18 protein-coding genes are annotated in these 16,830 nt (G+C 72.0%); 6 read left to right on the plus strand and 12 right to left on the minus strand.

The features are described from left to right. The first annotated feature begins 28 nt into the window (after nucleotides 1-28). Entirely contained in the window at nucleotides 29-808 is a 780-nt protein-coding gene (locus AB0J78_RS16030) for an aminoacyl-tRNA hydrolase (RefSeq protein ID WP_363789676.1), read from the plus strand. A gap of 165 nt (nucleotides 809-973) precedes the next feature. Here AB0J78_RS16030 and AB0J78_RS16035 read toward each other — a convergent pair whose 3' ends face one another. From AB0J78_RS16035 to AB0J78_RS16070, 8 genes are all read right to left on the minus strand, one after another. Next, the gene (locus AB0J78_RS16035; protein WP_363789677.1) at nucleotides 974-1,579 is read right to left on the minus strand and encodes an energy-coupling factor transporter transmembrane protein EcfT; all 606 of its coding nucleotides are present in this window, start codon (nucleotides 1,577-1,579) and stop codon (nucleotides 974-976) included. Next, the gene (locus AB0J78_RS16040; protein WP_363789678.1) at nucleotides 1,576-2,250 is read right to left on the minus strand and encodes an ABC transporter ATP-binding protein; all 675 of its coding nucleotides are present in this window, start codon (nucleotides 2,248-2,250) and stop codon (nucleotides 1,576-1,578) included. The genes AB0J78_RS16035 and AB0J78_RS16040 overlap by 4 nt, the downstream gene beginning before the upstream one ends. Continuing rightward, nucleotides 2,247-3,347 (minus strand): thiolase family protein, encoded by a 1,101-nt coding sequence (locus tag AB0J78_RS16045; protein ID WP_363789757.1) that lies wholly within the window; start codon nucleotides 3,345-3,347, stop codon nucleotides 2,247-2,249. Before AB0J78_RS16045 ends, AB0J78_RS16040 begins: the two co-directional genes overlap by 4 nt. Before the next feature lie 5 nt (nucleotides 3,348-3,352). Continuing rightward, complete coding sequence (locus tag AB0J78_RS16050) at nucleotides 3,353-4,627, minus strand: AMP-binding protein (RefSeq protein ID WP_363789679.1); 1,275 nt, start codon at nucleotides 4,625-4,627, stop codon at nucleotides 3,353-3,355. Nucleotide 4,628: 1 nt separating this feature from the next. Further along, nucleotides 4,629-5,207, minus strand: a complete 579-nt coding sequence (locus AB0J78_RS16055) for a biotin transporter BioY (RefSeq protein ID WP_363789680.1) — start codon at nucleotides 5,205-5,207, stop codon at nucleotides 4,629-4,631. Between the two features lie 91 nt (nucleotides 5,208-5,298). After that, the gene (locus AB0J78_RS16060) at nucleotides 5,299-7,278 is read right to left on the minus strand and encodes an ATP-dependent DNA helicase (protein ID WP_363789758.1); all 1,980 of its coding nucleotides are present in this window, start codon (nucleotides 7,276-7,278) and stop codon (nucleotides 5,299-5,301) included. 209 nt (nucleotides 7,279-7,487) lie between these two features. Further along, on the minus strand, nucleotides 7,488-8,060 hold the full coding sequence (locus tag AB0J78_RS16065) for an isochorismatase family protein (protein WP_363789681.1): 573 nt from the start codon (nucleotides 8,058-8,060) through the stop codon (nucleotides 7,488-7,490). Between the two features lie 45 nt (nucleotides 8,061-8,105). After that, nucleotides 8,106-9,392 (minus strand): nicotinate phosphoribosyltransferase, encoded by a 1,287-nt coding sequence (locus AB0J78_RS16070; protein WP_363789682.1) that lies wholly within the window; start codon nucleotides 9,390-9,392, stop codon nucleotides 8,106-8,108. Nucleotides 9,393-9,556: 164 nt separating this feature from the next. On the opposite strand from AB0J78_RS16070, the gene clpS reads away from it, so the two are divergent. Together clpS and AB0J78_RS16080 are read left to right on the plus strand one after the other, a co-directional pair. Further along, the gene (clpS, locus tag AB0J78_RS16075; RefSeq protein WP_132625503.1) at nucleotides 9,557-9,850 is read left to right on the plus strand and encodes an ATP-dependent Clp protease adapter ClpS; all 294 of its coding nucleotides are present in this window, start codon (nucleotides 9,557-9,559) and stop codon (nucleotides 9,848-9,850) included. Beyond that, nucleotides 9,851-10,414, plus strand: a complete 564-nt coding sequence (locus AB0J78_RS16080) for a DUF2017 domain-containing protein (RefSeq protein ID WP_363789683.1) — start codon at nucleotides 9,851-9,853, stop codon at nucleotides 10,412-10,414. 117 nt (nucleotides 10,415-10,531) lie between these two features. On the opposite strand, the gene AB0J78_RS16085 is transcribed toward AB0J78_RS16080, so the two are convergent. From AB0J78_RS16085 to AB0J78_RS16100, 4 genes are read right to left on the minus strand one after another with little or no spacing between them, the layout of a single operon-like run. Next, nucleotides 10,532-11,425 carry a TAXI family TRAP transporter solute-binding subunit gene (locus AB0J78_RS16085; protein ID WP_363789684.1) on the minus strand — a complete coding sequence of 298 codons (894 nt, stop codon included), beginning with the start codon at nucleotides 11,423-11,425 and terminating at the stop codon, nucleotides 10,532-10,534. Next, complete coding sequence (locus AB0J78_RS16090) at nucleotides 11,425-12,771, minus strand: HAMP domain-containing sensor histidine kinase (RefSeq protein WP_363789685.1); 1,347 nt, start codon at nucleotides 12,769-12,771, stop codon at nucleotides 11,425-11,427. The genes AB0J78_RS16085 and AB0J78_RS16090 overlap by 1 nt, the downstream gene beginning before the upstream one ends. Beyond that, nucleotides 12,764-13,468 carry a response regulator transcription factor gene (locus AB0J78_RS16095; RefSeq protein ID WP_363789686.1) on the minus strand — a complete coding sequence of 235 codons (705 nt, stop codon included), beginning with the start codon at nucleotides 13,466-13,468 and terminating at the stop codon, nucleotides 12,764-12,766. Before AB0J78_RS16095 ends, AB0J78_RS16090 begins: the two co-directional genes overlap by 8 nt. Continuing rightward, nucleotides 13,468-14,766, minus strand: a complete 1,299-nt coding sequence (locus AB0J78_RS16100; RefSeq protein ID WP_363789687.1) for an MFS transporter — start codon at nucleotides 14,764-14,766, stop codon at nucleotides 13,468-13,470. Before AB0J78_RS16100 ends, AB0J78_RS16095 begins: the two co-directional genes overlap by 1 nt. Before the next feature lie 114 nt (nucleotides 14,767-14,880). Between AB0J78_RS16100 and AB0J78_RS16105 the strand changes: the two genes are divergently transcribed. The 3 genes from AB0J78_RS16105 (at nucleotide 14,881) to AB0J78_RS16115 (ending at nucleotide 16,817) form a co-directional block, all read left to right on the plus strand. Then, on the plus strand, nucleotides 14,881-15,912 hold the full coding sequence (locus tag AB0J78_RS16105) for a P1 family peptidase (protein ID WP_363789688.1): 1,032 nt from the start codon (nucleotides 14,881-14,883) through the stop codon (nucleotides 15,910-15,912). 102 nt (nucleotides 15,913-16,014) lie between these two features. Further along, complete coding sequence (locus AB0J78_RS16110) at nucleotides 16,015-16,470, plus strand: M67 family metallopeptidase (protein WP_363789689.1); 456 nt, start codon at nucleotides 16,015-16,017, stop codon at nucleotides 16,468-16,470. Nucleotides 16,471-16,538: 68 nt separating this feature from the next. Further along, complete coding sequence (locus AB0J78_RS16115) at nucleotides 16,539-16,817, plus strand: MoaD family protein (RefSeq protein WP_363789690.1); 279 nt, start codon at nucleotides 16,539-16,541, stop codon at nucleotides 16,815-16,817. Nucleotides 16,818-16,830 lie beyond the last annotated feature (13 nt).

Genomic DNA, 16,830 nt, shown 5'->3' on the forward strand with positions numbered 1-16,830 from the left:
CTGCGGCGCGGCGGGAGTTGAGCAGATCGTGTTGCCGCTATCCGTGCTCGACCCGCTCCTCTCCCGCTACGCCCAGTGGCTCGCGCTACCGGGTGAGGCCACCGCCGACACCTCGGACGAGGATCCCGATGACGTCGTGCTGATGCCGATGGTGCTGCGCATCGAGCGCCGCGAACCCCCGGCCCGCACGGCGCTGCTGGAGGCGGCCGCCGCGGCGGCGCTCGCCGTCTGCCTCGACGAGCGCTGCGCGCCGGAGGGGGAGTGGCACGAGGCGATGCACGGCTGGATCTCCGGCCGCATCCGCAAGGTCACCCGCCGCGCCCGGGGCGCGCACTGGGAGGCGGTGCAGGCGCTGCCCGGCATCACCGTCGAGGTCGGTGGCGCCGAGGTCCGCGCGCTGCTGCCGATGCGGGTCGCGGACATGCCCAAGGAGCTCAGCCGCCTGCAGATCTCGGGCAGCGAACTCGAACCCGACGAGCCGGGGCCGGTCAGGGCCGGCGCCCCGGTCCTGTGGCTCAACCCCGACGTCCCCATGAGCGCGGGCAAATCCGCAGCTCAGGTCGGGCACGCCACGATGATCCTGGCAGCGCAGCTGCACGGCGAAGGCCTCGACGCCGACCTGGAGTCCTGGGCGGCCGACGGCTACCCGTGCGCGGTCCGCCAGGCGTCCCCGGAAACCTGGGCCGACCTGCACCCCGGGGAAGACCCCGAAACGGCCTGGCGCAAATCCCGAGTCGCCATGGTCAGAGACGCGGGCTTCACCGAAGTCGACCCCGGCACGGTCACAGTCCTCGCCCAGTGGCCCTAGGCTCGGGCGCAGCCCGCTGTCGAACTTCCCCCTGGCCAGCGGAGCATCGACCTCCCCGGTCGAGAAGACCGCTTCTGAGCGGAGCACGCTCGCAAGGCGCGCCCGCTCGGGGGATTCGAATTTCGCGCGAAATTTGGATCCCCACCTCGGCGCGGGAGGGTGCGGTCAGTCGTCGCCGAGGCCTCTGGCTGCGAGGGCTTCGCCGAGGTCGTCGGCGTGGCGGAGGGTTCTGACCAGGAAGGGGATGGCGAAGGCCGGGAGGGACCGGTCGGCGCCCCTCGCTCGCTGGGCCTCGCGGACCTGGGTGGCGATCGTGGACAGGGCTGCGATGGCTTGGACCGTCAGACCGACCAGGAACCCGACCCGTTCCGGGCGCACGCCGAACCGGGCGAACGGGCTCAGCGCTCGTTCCACCGAGGTGACCAGGTCGTCGACCCTGGTGACCAGCGTGAACAGGTTCGCCGCCGCGAGGGTGGCCAGCAGCCGGAGGCTGATCGTCTCCGCACGGGCGAGGTCGAGCATCCACCACTGGAGGGCGAAGACGATCGCGACCAGCGGGATCAGGAACCGGCCGATCTGCCAGACGCGGCGCAGCGGAATCCGCCCGACCGCGTAGCCGCCGACCGCCGCCAGCACGCACACCGCCAGCGAAGCCGGGGCGCTCAGGACGAACATGACGATCGCGAAGACCAGCAGCGCCAGCAGCTTCCAGCCCGCGCCGAAGCGGTGGAGCGGGCTGGTCCCCGGCTCGTAGAGGCCCAGCGGGTTCACCCGATCAGCTCCCGGTAGAGGCCGACCGCCGTCTCCGGGACGTCGTCGGCGACGACCCGCCCCTGATCCAGGACGATGACGCGGTCGAAACCGGCGAGCAGGTCGAGGTCGTGGGTGACCAGCACGACCTGCTGCTCCAGCCCGGCCAGCACCTCGGCGAAGTGCCGCTTGTTGCGCAGGTCCAGCAGGGTCGTGGGCTCGTCGCAGACCAGGACGTCCGGTTCCAGCACCAGCATCGAGCACAGCGCGAGCAGCTGCTTCTGGCCGCCGGAGAGCTGGTGCGCGGGATGCTCGGCGTAGCCCTCCAGCCCGTGCCGGGCCAGCATCTCGACCGCGCGCTGCTGGCGCTCGGCCTTGGAAAGGCCCTGCTTGCGCAGCGAGAACGCGACGTCCTCACCGGCGGTGGGCATGACGATCTGGCTGTCGGGGTGGGTGAAGACGAACCCGACGCGGCGGCGGACCTCGCGGCCGTTGCGGGCCACGTCGAGCCCGTCGACGAGCACCCGGCCCCGGCTCGGCCGCACCAGACCGTTGATCATCCGGGCGAGCGTGGACTTGCCGGAACCGTTGGCGCCGACGAAGGCCACCCGCCGCTCGGGCAGCCGCAGATCCACGCCGTCCAGCACCGCGCGCCCGTCGTAGCTGTGCCCGACGCCTTCGAACTCGATCAACCGACTCGCTCCCACATCGTCGCCACGCCCAGCCCGCCGCCGGAGGACAGCGCGGCCATGCCGATGCGCGGCCCGTCCTGCCGGACCATCCGGCTGAACAACCGGACCACCAGGACCGCGCCCGACGCGCCCCACGGGTGCCCGAGCGCGATCGCGCCGCCATCGGGCCCCGCCAGCTCATCATCGAGGCCGGCCGCGTCCAGGCACGCGAGGGCCTGACCGGCGAAGGCCTCGTTGAACTCGACGACTTCCGGAGTGCGCTGCTCGCACAGCGCGCGCATCGCGGGCACCGCGCCCAGGCCGAGCCGGTTCGGGTCCACGCCCGAGGTCCGCCACCCGATCAGCCGCAGACCCGGCACGCCCAGTTTCGCGCGCTGCTCCTCGCTGGTGACCAGCACCGCCGCAGCACCGTCGCTGATGCCGCAGGAGTTCGCGGCGGTCGCCGTCCCGTCGGGGGTGAAGGCCGGGCGGAACCGGGCTAGGCGCTCCGGGGTGAAGCCCCGGCGGGGGCGTTCGTCACTGGTCGCGGAGCCGATCGGCACCAGCTCGGCGTCGAAGCCACCCGCGTCCTGGGCCGCGACGGCGCGCGCGTGGCTGCGGGCGGCGAAGGCGTCCTGGCGCTCCCGGCCGATGCCGGCTTCGGCGGCGACCAGGTCGGCGGCCGGTCCCATGTCGGGATCGCCGATGTCGGAGGGGGCGAACGGGGCACGCTGGTAGAAGCGCGGCGGCTCGGTCGCGTTCCTCGGCCGCCACGCTCGCCACGGCGCCGTCGACGGGCTCTCCACGCCTCCTGCCAGGAAGAACTCGTCGCCGGAGACCATCGAGGCGGCGGTGGTGATGGCCGAGAGCCCGCTGGCGCACTGGCGGTCGATCGTCATCCCCGGGGTCGCCTCGCCGAGTCCGGCGCGCAGCGCGGCCACCCGGGCGGGGTTGCCACCGGGCCCGAGGACGTTGCCCAGCAGCACGTCGTCGACGCGGTCGATCCCGGCGTCGTCGAGGACCGCGCGCAGCACCGGGGCTGCGAGCCGGTCGGCCTCGACGTTGCGGAGGAGACCGCCCGCCTCGCCGATCGGGGATCGGCGAGCCGCGATGATCACCGGGGTCACAGCCGCTCCCCGCTGCTCAGCCGGTCGGCGATCACCGCGCGGGCGGGCTTGCCGGACGCCGTGCGGGGCAGCGCGTCGACGGACAGCCAGCGGCGCGGGCGCTCGGCGGGGTGCAGCTTCCCGCGGGCGTGGGCGCGCAGGTCGGGGAGTCGCGCGTCGCCCTCGACGACCGCGGTGACCAGCGAGCCGAAGCGCGGATGAGGGGTGGCGGCGACGACCACGTCCAGCACGCCGTCGACCTCCCGGAGCACCGCCTCCACGGCCTCGATCGCGACCAACCGGGCACCGGTGTCGATCACCGCACCGGCGCGGCCCAGGATCTCCAGTGCGCCGTCGGGATGCTGAACGGCCTGGTCACCGGTCCAGTCGCTGGACGCGGGGACGAGCTCGCCGCGTTCCAGGTAGCCGTCGAAGGCGAGGTCGGAGCGGACCAGCAGGCGACCGTCGAGGACCGCGACGTCGACCACCGGCATCAGCCGCTCGTCGTGGCGCACCGCGATCAGCGACATCTCGGCCGAACCGTAGTACTCGACCAGGCGGCAGCCCGGCACCGCTTCCGCCAGGCGCTCCTGCAACGCGGGATCGACCTTCGAGCCACCGCACACCACCAGCCGCAGCGCGCACTGCGACCGCAGCAGCGGGTCGTGCTCCAGCACGGCCAGCAGCGCCGACAGCTGGGCCGGGACCAGGTGGACCACCGTCGCGTCGCGCGCTGCTTCGGCGGCGGCCGACGCCGACCAGCGGCCCAGGAGTCTCAGGTCAGCGCCGCCGTTGAGGGCGTGCAGGGCGCCGAAGAGGAACAGCGACGAGCTCAGCGGCCCGGGGATCAGCACCCGGTCGGCGGGTTTCAGCGGCAGGCCGAGGGCGGCGAAGCTGCGCAGCCACGAGCCGCGCGACCGCGCCAGCACCTTCGGCCGTCCCGTGCTCCCCGAGGTCGTGGGCAGGTAGAACCACGTCGACTCGTCGCCCACCGGCGCCTCGGTGCCCAGGTCCTCGCCCAGCGGCGCGTCGGCGTCGAGGAACACCTCCGGGCGCGCGTCGTCCAGCACCGCGTCGAGGTCCGGCCAGTCCGGGTCGACCAGCAGCGACGCGCATCCGGCCAGGTCAGCGCCCAGGAAGTGGATCAGCCTGGCGGTCTCGTCCGATCCGGAGATGGCCACCCGCGAGCCCGGCGGCAGCCGTCGGGCGACCCGGTGCGCGGCCGAGGCCAGCTCCGGCCCGGTCAGGTCACCGACGCGCGAAGCGGGTTCGCGCCCGAGGATCGGCAGCACGTCAGCTCTCGGCCGGCCGCCGCGCCGCACCTGCCAGCGCCTGCGGGACGGCCCGGTGCACGGCCACCGCCACCAGCGACACCGCCACCAGCTTCACCGCGTCGCCGGGCAGGAACACCAGCGACTGCACCGCCGCCGACGGCAGATCACCGATCATCAAACCCCAGTAGGGGATGCCGATCAGGTAGTCGGCGGCCACGCCCGCGAGGTTCGCCAGCAGCAGCACCGGGAGCCCCGGCTTCGCCGCGCGCTGCACGATCAGGCCCACGACCAGCGCGGACAGGATCCAACCGAGCAGGAACCCGCCGCTCGGGCCCAGGAACGGGGCGATGCCGCCGCGCCCGCCGGACAGCAGCGGCAGACCGATCGCGGTCAGCGCCGCGAACAGCAGCACCGACGCGGTTCCGCGCCGGGCGCCGAGGATACTGCCCGCCAGCAGCGGTCCGGCGTTCTGCAGGACGACCGGCACCGCGGCACCTGCGAGGTAGAAGCCGGGGAAGATCCCGAGCACGGCGATGAAGGCGGCGAACACCACGGTGCGCGCGAGGTTCGCGGCCGGCGAGGACGGGCGTTCGGACACGGCAACGCTCCCAAGGGTCGAGGGGACCGGATGAACCTACCCGCAGTCGAGCGCGCGGCGTGAGCGACTGTGGGCAGCACAACCCGCTCGGTCAGCCCGCGGTGAGGCGCTTGAGCGCGCCCCGGACCACGTCGGGGTCGTGGGTGGTCCAGAACGGCGGGAGCGACGCCCGGAGGAAACCGCCGTAGCGGGCGGTGGCCAGGCGCGGGTCCAGGACCGCGATCACGCCCCGGTCGTTCGGCGACCGCAGCAGCCGACCGGCGCCTTGGGCCAGCAGAAGCGCCGCGTGCGTCCCGGCGACAGTGAGGAATCCGTTGCCGCCGTGCTCGGAGATCCGCTGCTGGCGTGCCGAGGCCAGCGGGTCGTCGGGCCGGGGGAACGGGATCCGGTCCATGATCACCAGTTGCAGCGAGTCGCCCGGTACGTCCACGCCCTGCCACAGCGACAGGGTCCCGAACAGCGAGGTCTCCGGGTCCTCGGCGAAGCGCTTGACCAGCAGCGCCGTGGTGTCGTCACCCTGGCACAGCACCGGCGTCGACAGCCGCTTGCGCAGCTCCTCACCCGCCTGCTCGGCGGCGCGGCGGGAGGAGAACAGGCCCAGCGTGCGGCCTCCCGCGGCCTGCACGAGCTCGGTGATCTCGTCGAGGACCTGCGGCGGGAGCCCGTCGCGGCCGGGCGGGGGCAGGTGGCGGGCGATGTAGAGGATGCCGCTGCGCTGGTGCTCGAACGGCGACCCGACGTCCATCCCGGTCCACTTCAGCGTCCCGCCGTCCGAGGGGGCCTCCTTCGCGGTGGCCATCCCCGCCGCGGACTCGACCTGCTGCTGCGGGGGCAGGCCCCACTGGCGGGCCAGCGTGTCGAACGATCCGCCCAGCGACAGCGTCGCCGAGGTCAGCACCGTCGTGCGCTGGCCGAACAGCCGGTCGCGCAGCAGGCCGCCGACGCCGATCGGCGCCACCCGCACGGCCTTGGGCCGGTTCGGCTCGTTGGAGACCCACACGACGTCGTGCTGCTGGGCCTCGTCGAAGGCCTCCAGCAGTCGGACCGCGGTGTCGTGCACGTCCTCGGTGAGCGCGTGTGCGAGCTTGCGGGCGGTGCTTCCCTCGACGTCCTCCTTGCGCTCCGGGCCCAGCGCCGAGATGCAGGCCCACGCGGAGTCGCGGACCACGGTCACCGCGCGGCCGAGGGCTTCCGGGAGCTCCTCCAACCGGCCCGGCGAGGAGTCCTCGAGGACGAGTTCCAGACCTTCGGCGGCCTCGTCGAGGCGGTCGGCGGTCTCCTCGTCGATGGCCCGGCCGCAGCGCCGCGCGGCCAGTTTCACCGCGCTCGCGGTGAGTTCGCCGGTGGCGGCGGAGGTGACCCGGTCCACCAGGTCGTGGGCCTCGTCGACCAGCACGACGTCGTGCTCGGGTAGCACCGGGCGGTCGTCGAGGGCGTCGATGGCCAGCAGCGCGTGGTTGGTGACCACGATGTCCGCGCGACCGGCCGTGGCGCGGGCGCGCTCGGCGAAGCAGTCGGTGCCGACCGGGCAGCGGTGCACGCCCAGGCATTCCTTCGCGGTGACCGACAGCTGCCGCCACGCCTGATCGGTCACGCCGGGGACCAGCTCGTCGCGATCACCGGTCTCGGTTTCGGTCGACCACTCCTGCACCCGCTGCACCTGGCGTTCCAGCGCGGAGGCGGCGAAGGCGTCGAACAGCGCGTCCTCGTCCGGCTCCGACGGCGCGTTGCCGTGGATGCGGTTCAGGCACAGGTAGTTGCGGCGTCCCTTGAGGATCGCGAACGTCGGCTTGCGGCCCAGGGTTTCGGCCAGCGCGTCGGACAGCCGCGGCAGGTCGCGGTCCACCAGCTGCCGTTGCAGCGCGATCGTCGCGGTGGACACGACCACGGTGGTGCCGTCGGCCACGGCGTGCCGGATCGCCGGGACCAGGTAGGCCAACGACTTGCCGGTGCCGGTCCCCGCCTGCACGGCGAGGTGCTCACCGGTGGTGATGGTGTGCTCCACGGCCTCGGCCATCTGCGCCTGGCCCTCGCGCGGCACGCCGCCGACGGCCTCGACGGCGACCTTCATCAGGGTCGCGAGGTCGGGGATGTCCTCGCGGGCTCTGCCCAGCGGCAGCGAGGGCTCTTCGGAGTCGGCCCGGTTCGCGCGCTCCAGGTCGGCGACGAGCTCCGGTGGGAGCTCGTCGGCGTCATCGGACTCGAACGCGACCGGGTCGGACCATCGCGGGACAGAGGTGGGCACCCGGGAAATCTACCGCCGACCCCCGACGCGACGAGTCAGGAGACCACCACGGGTTCTCCCAGGAGGGTGGCGCCGGCTTCGTCGAGGTCGTTGAGGGCCTGCTCGACGGTCGCGCGCGACACGCCGGCGGTGAGTTGGAGGTGAACGGTGGTGTCCAGGCCCGCCTTCAGCGCGTCGAGCGCGGTGGCGCGGACGCAGTGGTCCGTGGCGATGCCGACGACGTCGACCTCGTGCACGTTCCGCTCCCGCAGCCAGGTCAGCAGGTCCATGTCGGTGCGGTCCACGCCCTCGAAACCGGAGTAGCCGTCGCTGTACTGGCCCTTGGAGAACACCGCGGTCACCGGGCTGATGTCCAGTTCGGGGTGGAACGCGGCGCCCGCCGTGCCCGCAACGCAGTGCTTCGGCCAGGAGCTCACGAAGTCCGGTTCGTCGCTGAAGTGGGTTCCCGGGTCGACGTGGTAGTCGCGGGTGGCCACGACGTGCTCATGCTCGGAGTCGGCCAGGAACTCCGAGATCGCGGCCGCGACCCCGGCACCCCCGGCGACCGCGAGCGCTCCGCCCTCGCAGAAGTCGTTCTGCACGTCCACGATGATCAACGCCCTGCCCATCGCGCCTCCCCTCGTGCGGATTCGATGCCCGATTCTTTCGTAATGTCAGGCTCCGAGGAAGGTCGTGGGGATGGCCGGTTCGCCGTGGGACAGCTTCAGGCCCTCCCACGGCAAGGTCACCAGGGCGCGGCGCAGCCGCTCGCGGTCCTGCTCCAACGTCGGCAGGTCGTCGACGAGCTTGCCGTCGCGGATCAGCGGGATCTGGAGGTGGCGGTCGTGCGGTCCGAGCGCCGGCTCGGCTTCGACGCCGTGGACGACCTCCTCGACGGCCGTGCCGGTCTCCTTGTAGCGGCGGATCGCGGCCTTGCGGCCACCGCGCGACTCCTTGTGCGAGCTGCGCTTGGCCACCGGACGGCCGTCGACCTCCACCAGCTTGTAGACCATCTCCGCCGTGGGCGCCCCCGAGCCGGTGACCAGCGACGTTCCGACGCCGTAGCCGTCCACGGGCTCCGCGCGCAGCGAGGCGATGGCGTACTCGTCGAGGTCGCCGGAGACCACGACCCGGGTGTTGGTGGCGCCGAGGCGGTCGAGCTGCTCGCGCGCCTGGCGGGCCAGCACGCCCACGTCACCGGAGTCGATGCGCACCGCCCCCAGCCCGGTCCCGGCGGTCTGCACGGCCAGGTCGATGCCCCGGCTGATGTCGTAGGTGTCGACCAGCAGCGTCGTGCCGGTGCCCAGTGCGGCGATCTGCGACTCGAACGCGGACTGCTCCGAGTCGTGGAGCAGGGTGAAGGCGTGCGCGGCCGTGCCCGCGGTGGGGATGCCGTAGCGGCGCCCGGCCTCCAGGTTGGAGGTGGCGGTGAATCCGGCCAGGTAGGCGATGCGCGCCGCCGAGACCGCGGATTCCTCGTGCGTGCGGCGCGAGCCCATCTCGATGATCCGCCGTCCGTTGGCGGCCGAGACCATGCGCGCGGCAGCGGCGGCGATGGCGCTGTCGTGGTTGAGGATCGACAGCACCACGGTTTCCAGCACGACGGCCTCGGCGAAGGTGCCGCGCACCGTCAGCAGCGGCGAGCCGGGGAAGAACAGCTCGCCCTCCGGGTAACCGTCGATCTGCCCGCTGAACCGGTAGTCGCGCAGCCACTCCAAGGTGAGGTCGTCGACCACGTCGTGCTCGGCGAGCTGGGCGATCTCGGCTTCGCCGAACCGGAAGTTCTGCACCGCGTCGAGCACTCGGCCGATACCGCCGGTCACGCCGTAGCGGCGCCCGTTGGGCAGCCGCCGGGTGAACACCTCGAACGTGCACTCGCGGTGCGCGGTCCCGTCACGCAGAGCGCTGGCCAACATCGTCAACTCGTAGTGGTCGGTCAGCAGCGCGGTGCTAGAGCTCATGAGCACGAGATTACGTGGTGCGTGTGGGGGATCCGAGTGGCGTGCGCGAGCAGTGGCGCCGGTGACTCAGGTTCCGCTGCGCAGGAGGACCACGACCAGAGCTGTTGTCGAGATTTGTTCGTGCGGTGGGCACGGGTGTTATGGGGTCGTGCGACGATGGGGGCATGACCTCGCCCGCTGAAATCGAGCGCGCGCAACTCGAGCAGGACGCCGAAGGCACGACGGACAAGCCGTGGGTGACCGTGGTCTGGAACGACCCGGTCAACCTCATGTCCTATGTGACCTACGTGCTCCAGAAGATCTTCGGGTATTCCCGGGATCACGCTACGAAGTTGATGCTGGACGTGCACCACAAGGGCAAGGCGGTGGTTTCCTCGGGTTCCAAGGAGAAGGTCGAGGGAGATGTGGCGAAGCTGCATTCCGCCGGCTTGTGGGCGACGATGCAGAAGGATTCGTGAGTGGACGGCTGGACCCCCAAGAACGGTCACGTGCAGGCCGAGCTCTCCCAGCAGGAGGCGGCCGTCATCCGCGGGCTGGTCGGGCAGATCAAGGACATGCTCACCGCCCGCGCCGACGAGGCCCCCAAGGATGAGCTCGCCGAGCTGACCGGCATCCGCACCGGACCGGCCACGCCTCCGGAGGACCGGGTGGTCGCGCGGTTGCTGCCGGACTTCTACCGGCGCGACCCGGACACCGGGGACACCGACGAGGAGGAGACCGACGCCGCCGGCGCGATGCGTTCGCTGCACGAACCGGCGTTGCTGGAGGCCAAGACCGGCGCGGCGCAGCTCGTCCTGGAGACCTGCCCACCGATGGGCGGCAAGGTCAAGCTGACCAGCGAGCAGGCCGACAACTGGCTGACCGCCCTCAACGACGTCCGCCTGGCGCTGGGCACGGCGCTGGACGTCGAGGACGACATGCCCGAGGAATTGCCCGAGGACGACCTCCGCCGCGAGCACCTCGGCGTCTACCAGTGGCTCACCTGGGTCCAGGACTCCCTCGTGGGGGCGTTGCTCGGCTGAGGCCGCGGGTTTTCGGCGCGGAAGCCTCACCCCCGGGCGGTACTGCCCGGGGTTGATGCCGGTTCTGCCGGGTCGATCCAGACCAAAACCGCCATGGGCAACCGATGTCGAGACGTGCTAACCGTGCAGGTCGCGGTAGGTGGCCGTGGCGCCGGGGTGGAGGGGGACCTCGCCGGTGCCGATGAGGTTGCGGACGTCCAGGAACTGGGTCCCGACGGTTTCGCGCGGCACCAGGAACGGAGCCCTGCGCACCAGCACCCGGACCACCGCCGCCGCGAGGTCATCGGGCAGGTTCGGGGTGCAGGCGAGGATGTTCGGGACGCCGATGGTGGCCGTCCCCGAGGTGTTCCGGTACGCGCCCGGCGGCACCTGGAGCTGGTCGCAGACGGGGGTGCAGCGGGCGGCCGCCGCGTTCAGCGGGAGCAGGCGGATCCCGATCCGGTCGTCGAGGGTCTTCAGCAGCGGAGTCGGAAGTCCGCCCGACCACAGGAAAGCCTCGATGCGGCCCTGCTCCAGCGACGTGACCGCCTCCAGCAGCGGGAGCATCTCGGTGCGCAGTTCGGGCCGGTCGGCGAACAGGCGCGCCCCCATCAGCGCGGTGCCGGACCTCGGAGCGCCGATGGACACCGAACGCAGCTCGGAGAGGTCGCGCACCGGGGAGTCGGCGGGCACCACGAGCTGGGTGTAGTTCTCGTAGACCCGGCCGACGGCCTGCAGCGGGACCTGCGGTCCGAGCTCCCCGGCGAGGGCCGCGTGCGCGGCGTCGGCCAGCACCATGCCCAGGTCGGCGCGGCCGTCGCGCAGCATCTCCAGGTTGTCCACGCTGCCCTGGCTGGGCAGCACCACCGGGTGCACGTCGGGTTCCGCGGCCGCGATCTCGGCGCCGAGCAGCGTGCCGAAAGCCGTGTAGAAACCGCCGGGTTCACCCGAGGCGATGCGCAGCTCGCGCACCGGCTCGGTGCGTCCGCACGCGGCCAGCAGGCCCAGTCCGAGGAACGCGCGCCGTCGCATCACCGCACCTCCGGCAGGTCGAGGCGCACGGTCAGCCCGTGCGGTCGCGTGCGCGCGATGCGCAGTTCGCCGCCGTGCGCGGCGAGCAGCTGCCCGGCGATGGCCAGCCCGAGCCCGCTGCCCCGGCTGCCGCGGTGGTGATCGGCCCGCCAGAAGCGTTGCGGCGCAAGAGAGATCTCGTCGTCCGACAACCCGGGTCCGGTGTCGGCGACGGTGAGCGCGCGCCCGTCCCAGCTCACCTCGACCGAGGCGCCGGGCGCGTACTTCACCGCGTTGTCGAGCAGGACGTCCAGCACCTGCGCCAAGTCCTCAGTGGACAGAACCACCCGCGCGGGTGCCGCCTCGGGTGCGGTCAGCGAGATACCGGCGTCCTCGGCCGCGGAGCGCCACGCCCGCACGCGGTCGGCGATCGCCGCCGCCACGTCCCCCGGCTCGCCGGACGCCGGTGCCCGGTCGGCGTTGGCCAGCGCCAGCAGCCGGTCCAGCAGCGCTTCCAGCCGATCGACCTCGCCGACGGTGGAGCGGTAGGTCCCCTCGCCGTCGGGGGTGATGCGCCGCTCCAGCGCGTCGACCCGCAGCCGCAGGGCCGCCATCGGGTTGCGCAGCTGGTGCGAGGCGTCGGCGACCAGGCGCCGCTGCCGCTCGTCGGCCTCGGCCACCGCCTCCGACATGCGGTTGAACGACGCGGCGAGCTCTCGCAGCTCAGGTGGGCCCGCATCGACCGGGACGCGGGAACGCCGGGACCCCGCGCTGATCGCCCGGACCCCGGCGCCCAGGTCGGCCAGCGGCCGCAGCACCCAGCGGGCCAGCACCAGCGCGAGCAGTCCGCACACCACCAGCGCGGTCAACGCGCCCGACGCGATCAGCGCCCAGTGCGCGGCGATGTCGGTGGTGGCCCGCCGCACGGAGGCCTCCAGCACGACCGCACCGGTCACCCGCGTCCCGTCGCCGACCGGGCGGTAGCGGACCAGCTGCTCCCGCGACCACGGGCGCAGCCACTGCACCGCCCCGGCGGGCTCGTTGCGCAGGGCCTTGTCGATCGGCCCGGCCACGTCGGCGGCGCGCACCCCGCCGGTCTCCACCACGGGTGCGCGGGCGGCGTCGACCACGACCAGGGGCTCGCCGTAGAGATCGGTGTAGCGGCGGGCCTCGGCGCGCAGCACCGCGGCGTCACCGGTGCCGAAGGCGTGATCGGCCAGCCCGGCGAAGCGGTCCAGGTCGGCGTTGCGGGCCAGCACCAGCTGCTGGGTGCGTTCGGCGGCGGTGGCGCGCAGCAGCGGCGCGGCGAAGCCGGCCACCGCCAGCACCGAGAAGGTCAGCAGCACCAGCAGCAGCCGCTTACGCATCGTCGCCCAGCCGGTAGCCGAAGCCGCGGATGGTCACCAGCAGTTCCGGGCGGTCGAGCTTGGCGCGCAGCTGCGCGATGTGCACGTCCAGCGACCGCGAGACCGCCAGGTAGGCGTCGCCCCACACCTCGTCCATCAGCCGCTGCCTGCTCACCGCCGTGCCGGCTTCGGCAGCCAGGATCGCCAGGACGTCGAACTCCTTGGGCGTGAGCTCCACCTCGGATCCGGCGACCTGCACCCGCCGGGTTCGGAGGTCGATCCGCACGTCGGCGACCTCGACCTGCTCGGAACCGGGGGAGGGGCGCCTGCCACGCCGGACGACGGCCTCGATGCGGGCCAGCAGCTCGGCCATCCGAACTGGTTTGACCAGGTAGTCGTCGGCGCCGGAGCGCAGGCCGCGCACGACCGTCCGCTCCTCGCCGCGCGCGGTGAGCACCACGACCGGCACCGGGCCGATGCGCCGGAGCTTGCGCAGCACCTCCAGGCCGTCGGTGTCCGGCAGGCCGAGGTCGAGCAGCACCAGGTCGTGGTCCCGGTGCCGCAGCAGGGCATCCGAACCGCGGCTGACGCGCGTCGTCCGGTGTCCGTGGGAGTCGAGGACGTCAACGAGCGCGTCAGCCACGCCGTCGTCGTCCTCGACGAGCAGAACCCGCACCGGCCACACCTCCGAGGGCAGAGTATGGCCGGTGCCGGTCATCAGCTCTCCATCCGGGAATCCTTCGAGGTCTCCCGCATCCGCAGGTAGACCAGCAGGGAGATCAGCACGCAGCCGGAGACGTAGTAGAAGAACGCGCTCTCCATGTCCGCCTGCTTGAGCCACAGCGCCACGAACTCCGATGTGCCGCCGAAGATCGCCACGGTCAGCGCGTAGGGCAGTCCGACGCCGAGGGCTCGGATGTTGGTCGGGAACAGCTCGGCCTTCACGATCGCGTTGATCGAGGTGTAGCCGGTGACGATGACCAGACCGCCCATCATCAGCAGGAACGCCGCGTACGGGTTCTGCGTGCCGCCCAGCACGGTCATCAGCGGAACGGTCAGCAGCGTGCCGGTGACGCCGAAGAACATCAGCAGCTTGCGACGTCCGATCCGGTCCGACAGCGCACCGGCCAGGGGTTGCAGGACGCCGAAGGCCAGCAGGGCGAAGAAGTTGATCCACGCGGCCGTGGGCTTGTCGATGCCGCCCGTGTTGACCATGTATTTCTGCAGGTAGGTGGTGTAGGTGTAGAACGCCACCGTGCCGCCGAGGGTCAGGCCGACCACCAGCATGCATTCCCTCGGGTACTGCAGCAACGCCTTGACCGTGCCCTGCTCGGCACCGGACTCCGACGAGGTCTTGTAGCTCTCGGTCTCGTCCATGCCACGCCGCAGCCACAGCACGACCAGCGCGCCGACGGCGCCGATGACGAACGGGATCCGCCAGCCCCAGGCCTCCATCTGGTCGCCGGAGAGCACCTGCTGCAGGATGATCTGCACGCCCAGCGCGACCAGCTGACCGGACACCAGCGTCACGTACTGGAAGCTGGAGTAGAAACCGCGCTTGCCCTCGGTGGCGACCTCCGAGAGGTAGGTCGCGGAGGTCGCGTACTCGCCGCCGACCGAGAGGCCCTGCAGCAGGCGAGCCGCCACCAGCAGGATCGGGGCGGCGAGGCCGATCGAGTCGTAACCCGGGGTCAGCGCGATGATCAGCGAGCCGAACGCCATCAGCGTGACCGACAGGGTCAGCGCCGCGCGCCTGCCGAAGCGGTCGGCGTAGCGGCCCAGCATCCACCCGCCCAGCGGGCGCATCAGGAACCCGACGGCGAACACCGCTGCGGTGTTGAGCAGCTGCGCGGTCGAGTCCCCCTTCGGGAAGAACGTCGCGGCGAAGTAGATGCTGAACGCCGTGTAGGCGTACCAGTCGTACCACTCGATGAGGTTTCCGATGGAACCTCGCACTACGTTGCCGATCACTCGGCGTTCGGAGCGAACCGCCACATCGCGGTTTGCAGTCGTCATCTCAGCCTCCAGGTCTTGCGAGCTGAGAAGTGACGATGAACAGGCGGAGACGGCAGGACAACGGTCGGCGAGCTTCCTTTACCTCGGGCTAACGTGATCGACGGGAGGTGCGCGATGCCGTTGCAGCCGGGTGAACTGGACGTGCTGGTCGACGTGGAGGGCCTGCTGGTGGGCCATGACCAGCGGCTCGACGAGCACTGGGCGACCGGTGCGACCGCCGTGATCGCCCCCGGTGGTGCCACCGCCGCCGTCGACGTGCGCGGGGGAGGGCCGGGCACCCGCGAGACCGACGTGCTCGAACCCAGCCACCTCGTGCAGCGCGTGAACGGCGTGGTGCTGGCGGGCGGCAGCGCCTACGGGCTGGCCGCCGCCGACGGCGCGATGCGCTGGCTCGGCGAGCGCGGCCACGGCGTCCCCGTCGGCGGGCCCGGCCAGGTCGTGCCGGTGGTGCCCGCGGCGGTGATCTTCGACGTGCCGATGAACGACTGGGGCAACCGGCCCGACGCCGACTTCGGCTACCGGGCCTGCGACAACGCCACCCGGACCGAGACCCGCCAGGGCAACGTCGGGGCCGGGACGGGAGCCGTGGTCGGGCCGGTCAAGGGCGGTGTGGGCACCGCCAGCGCCGTGCTGCCCGACGGCACCACCGTCGCCGCGCTGGTGGTGGTCAACGCCGCCGGATCGGCCATCGATCCCGACACCGGGCTGCCCTGGACGTCCGCCCCGGGGCTCCGCGCACCCGATTCCCGCGAAGTGGAAGCCGCGCGGTCGCGTTACGAGGGGAGACCCGGCCGTAACGGACCAGTCGACCGGCCGCTCAACACCACCCTCGGCGTCGTGGCCACCGATCTGAAGCTGAGCAAGTCCGAGTGCAGGCGCCTGGCCGTGGCCGGTCACGACGCGCTGGCCCGCGCCGTCCGGCCCGCTCACCTGCTCGTCGACGGCGACACCGTGTTCGGCCTGGCCACGGGCACCGGTCACGCTCTCCCGGAGCCGGGGGAGCCCGGCTGGGCAAGACGATTGGACCAGCTCAGCGCGGTGGCCGCCGACGTCGTCGAACGCGCCATCGTCCGCGGGATGCTCGCGGCCGAGCCGGTCGGGGAGGTGACGTGCTACACGCGCCTCTACCCCTCCGCGCGGGAATGAATCATCGTGGAACGTCGTTTGCCGAAACGACGAACCCGCACCGGTTCGCCCGCGGTTTCCAGATGCTGGGAGGCCGGTGCCCCACCTACTAGGATGGTTGCTGTGCTGGTGATCCGACGCGACCTCGTGGATGCGATGGTCGCGCATGCCCGACGGGACCACCCGGATGAGGCGTGCGGCGTGATTGCCGGACCGGAAGGGTCCGACCGTCCGGAACGCTTGATCGAAATGATCAACGCCGAGCGTTCGCCCACCTTCTACCGGTTCGACTCCGCCGAGCAGTTGAAGGTGTGGCGGGGCATGGACTCCGCCGATGAAGAGCCGGTGGTCATCTACCACTCGCACACCTCTACCGAGGCCTACCCGTCGCGCACCGACGTCTCCTACGCCTCGGAGCCCAACGCGCACTACGTGCTCGTGTCCACGCGGGACCCGCAGACCCATGAGCTGCGCTCCTACCGCATCCTCGATGGCCAGGTCACCGAGGAGCCGGTGGAGGTCGTGGAGTCGTACATGTTCGCCCACACCGGTAGCGACGAGGTTCCCGACCGCGACTGATCCGCGGCTCGCCCGAAGTCCGTTGTTCGCGTTCCCTATGTAGTCCTTTGTGGACAGGAGGATTCCCCATGGCAGTCAACGTTTCCATCCCCACGATCCTGCGGACCCACACCGACGGGCAGAAGTCCGTGGAGGCCAAGGGCGACAACCTCGCCGCGGTGATCGACGACCTCGACGCCAACTACAACGGCCTCAAGGACCGCCTGGTCAAGGAGGGGAACCTGCACCGGTTCGTCAACGTCTACGTCAACGACGAGGACGTCCGCTTCGCCGGTGGGCTGGAAGCCCAGGTCACCGACGGCGACAACGTCACCATCCTGCCGGCCGTCGCCGGCGGCATGAGCTGACGCGGGAGGATCC

The sequence above is a fragment of the Saccharopolyspora sp. NPDC049426 genome (assembly GCF_040676935.1).
GTDB lineage: Bacteria > Actinomycetota > Actinomycetes > Mycobacteriales > Pseudonocardiaceae > Saccharopolyspora.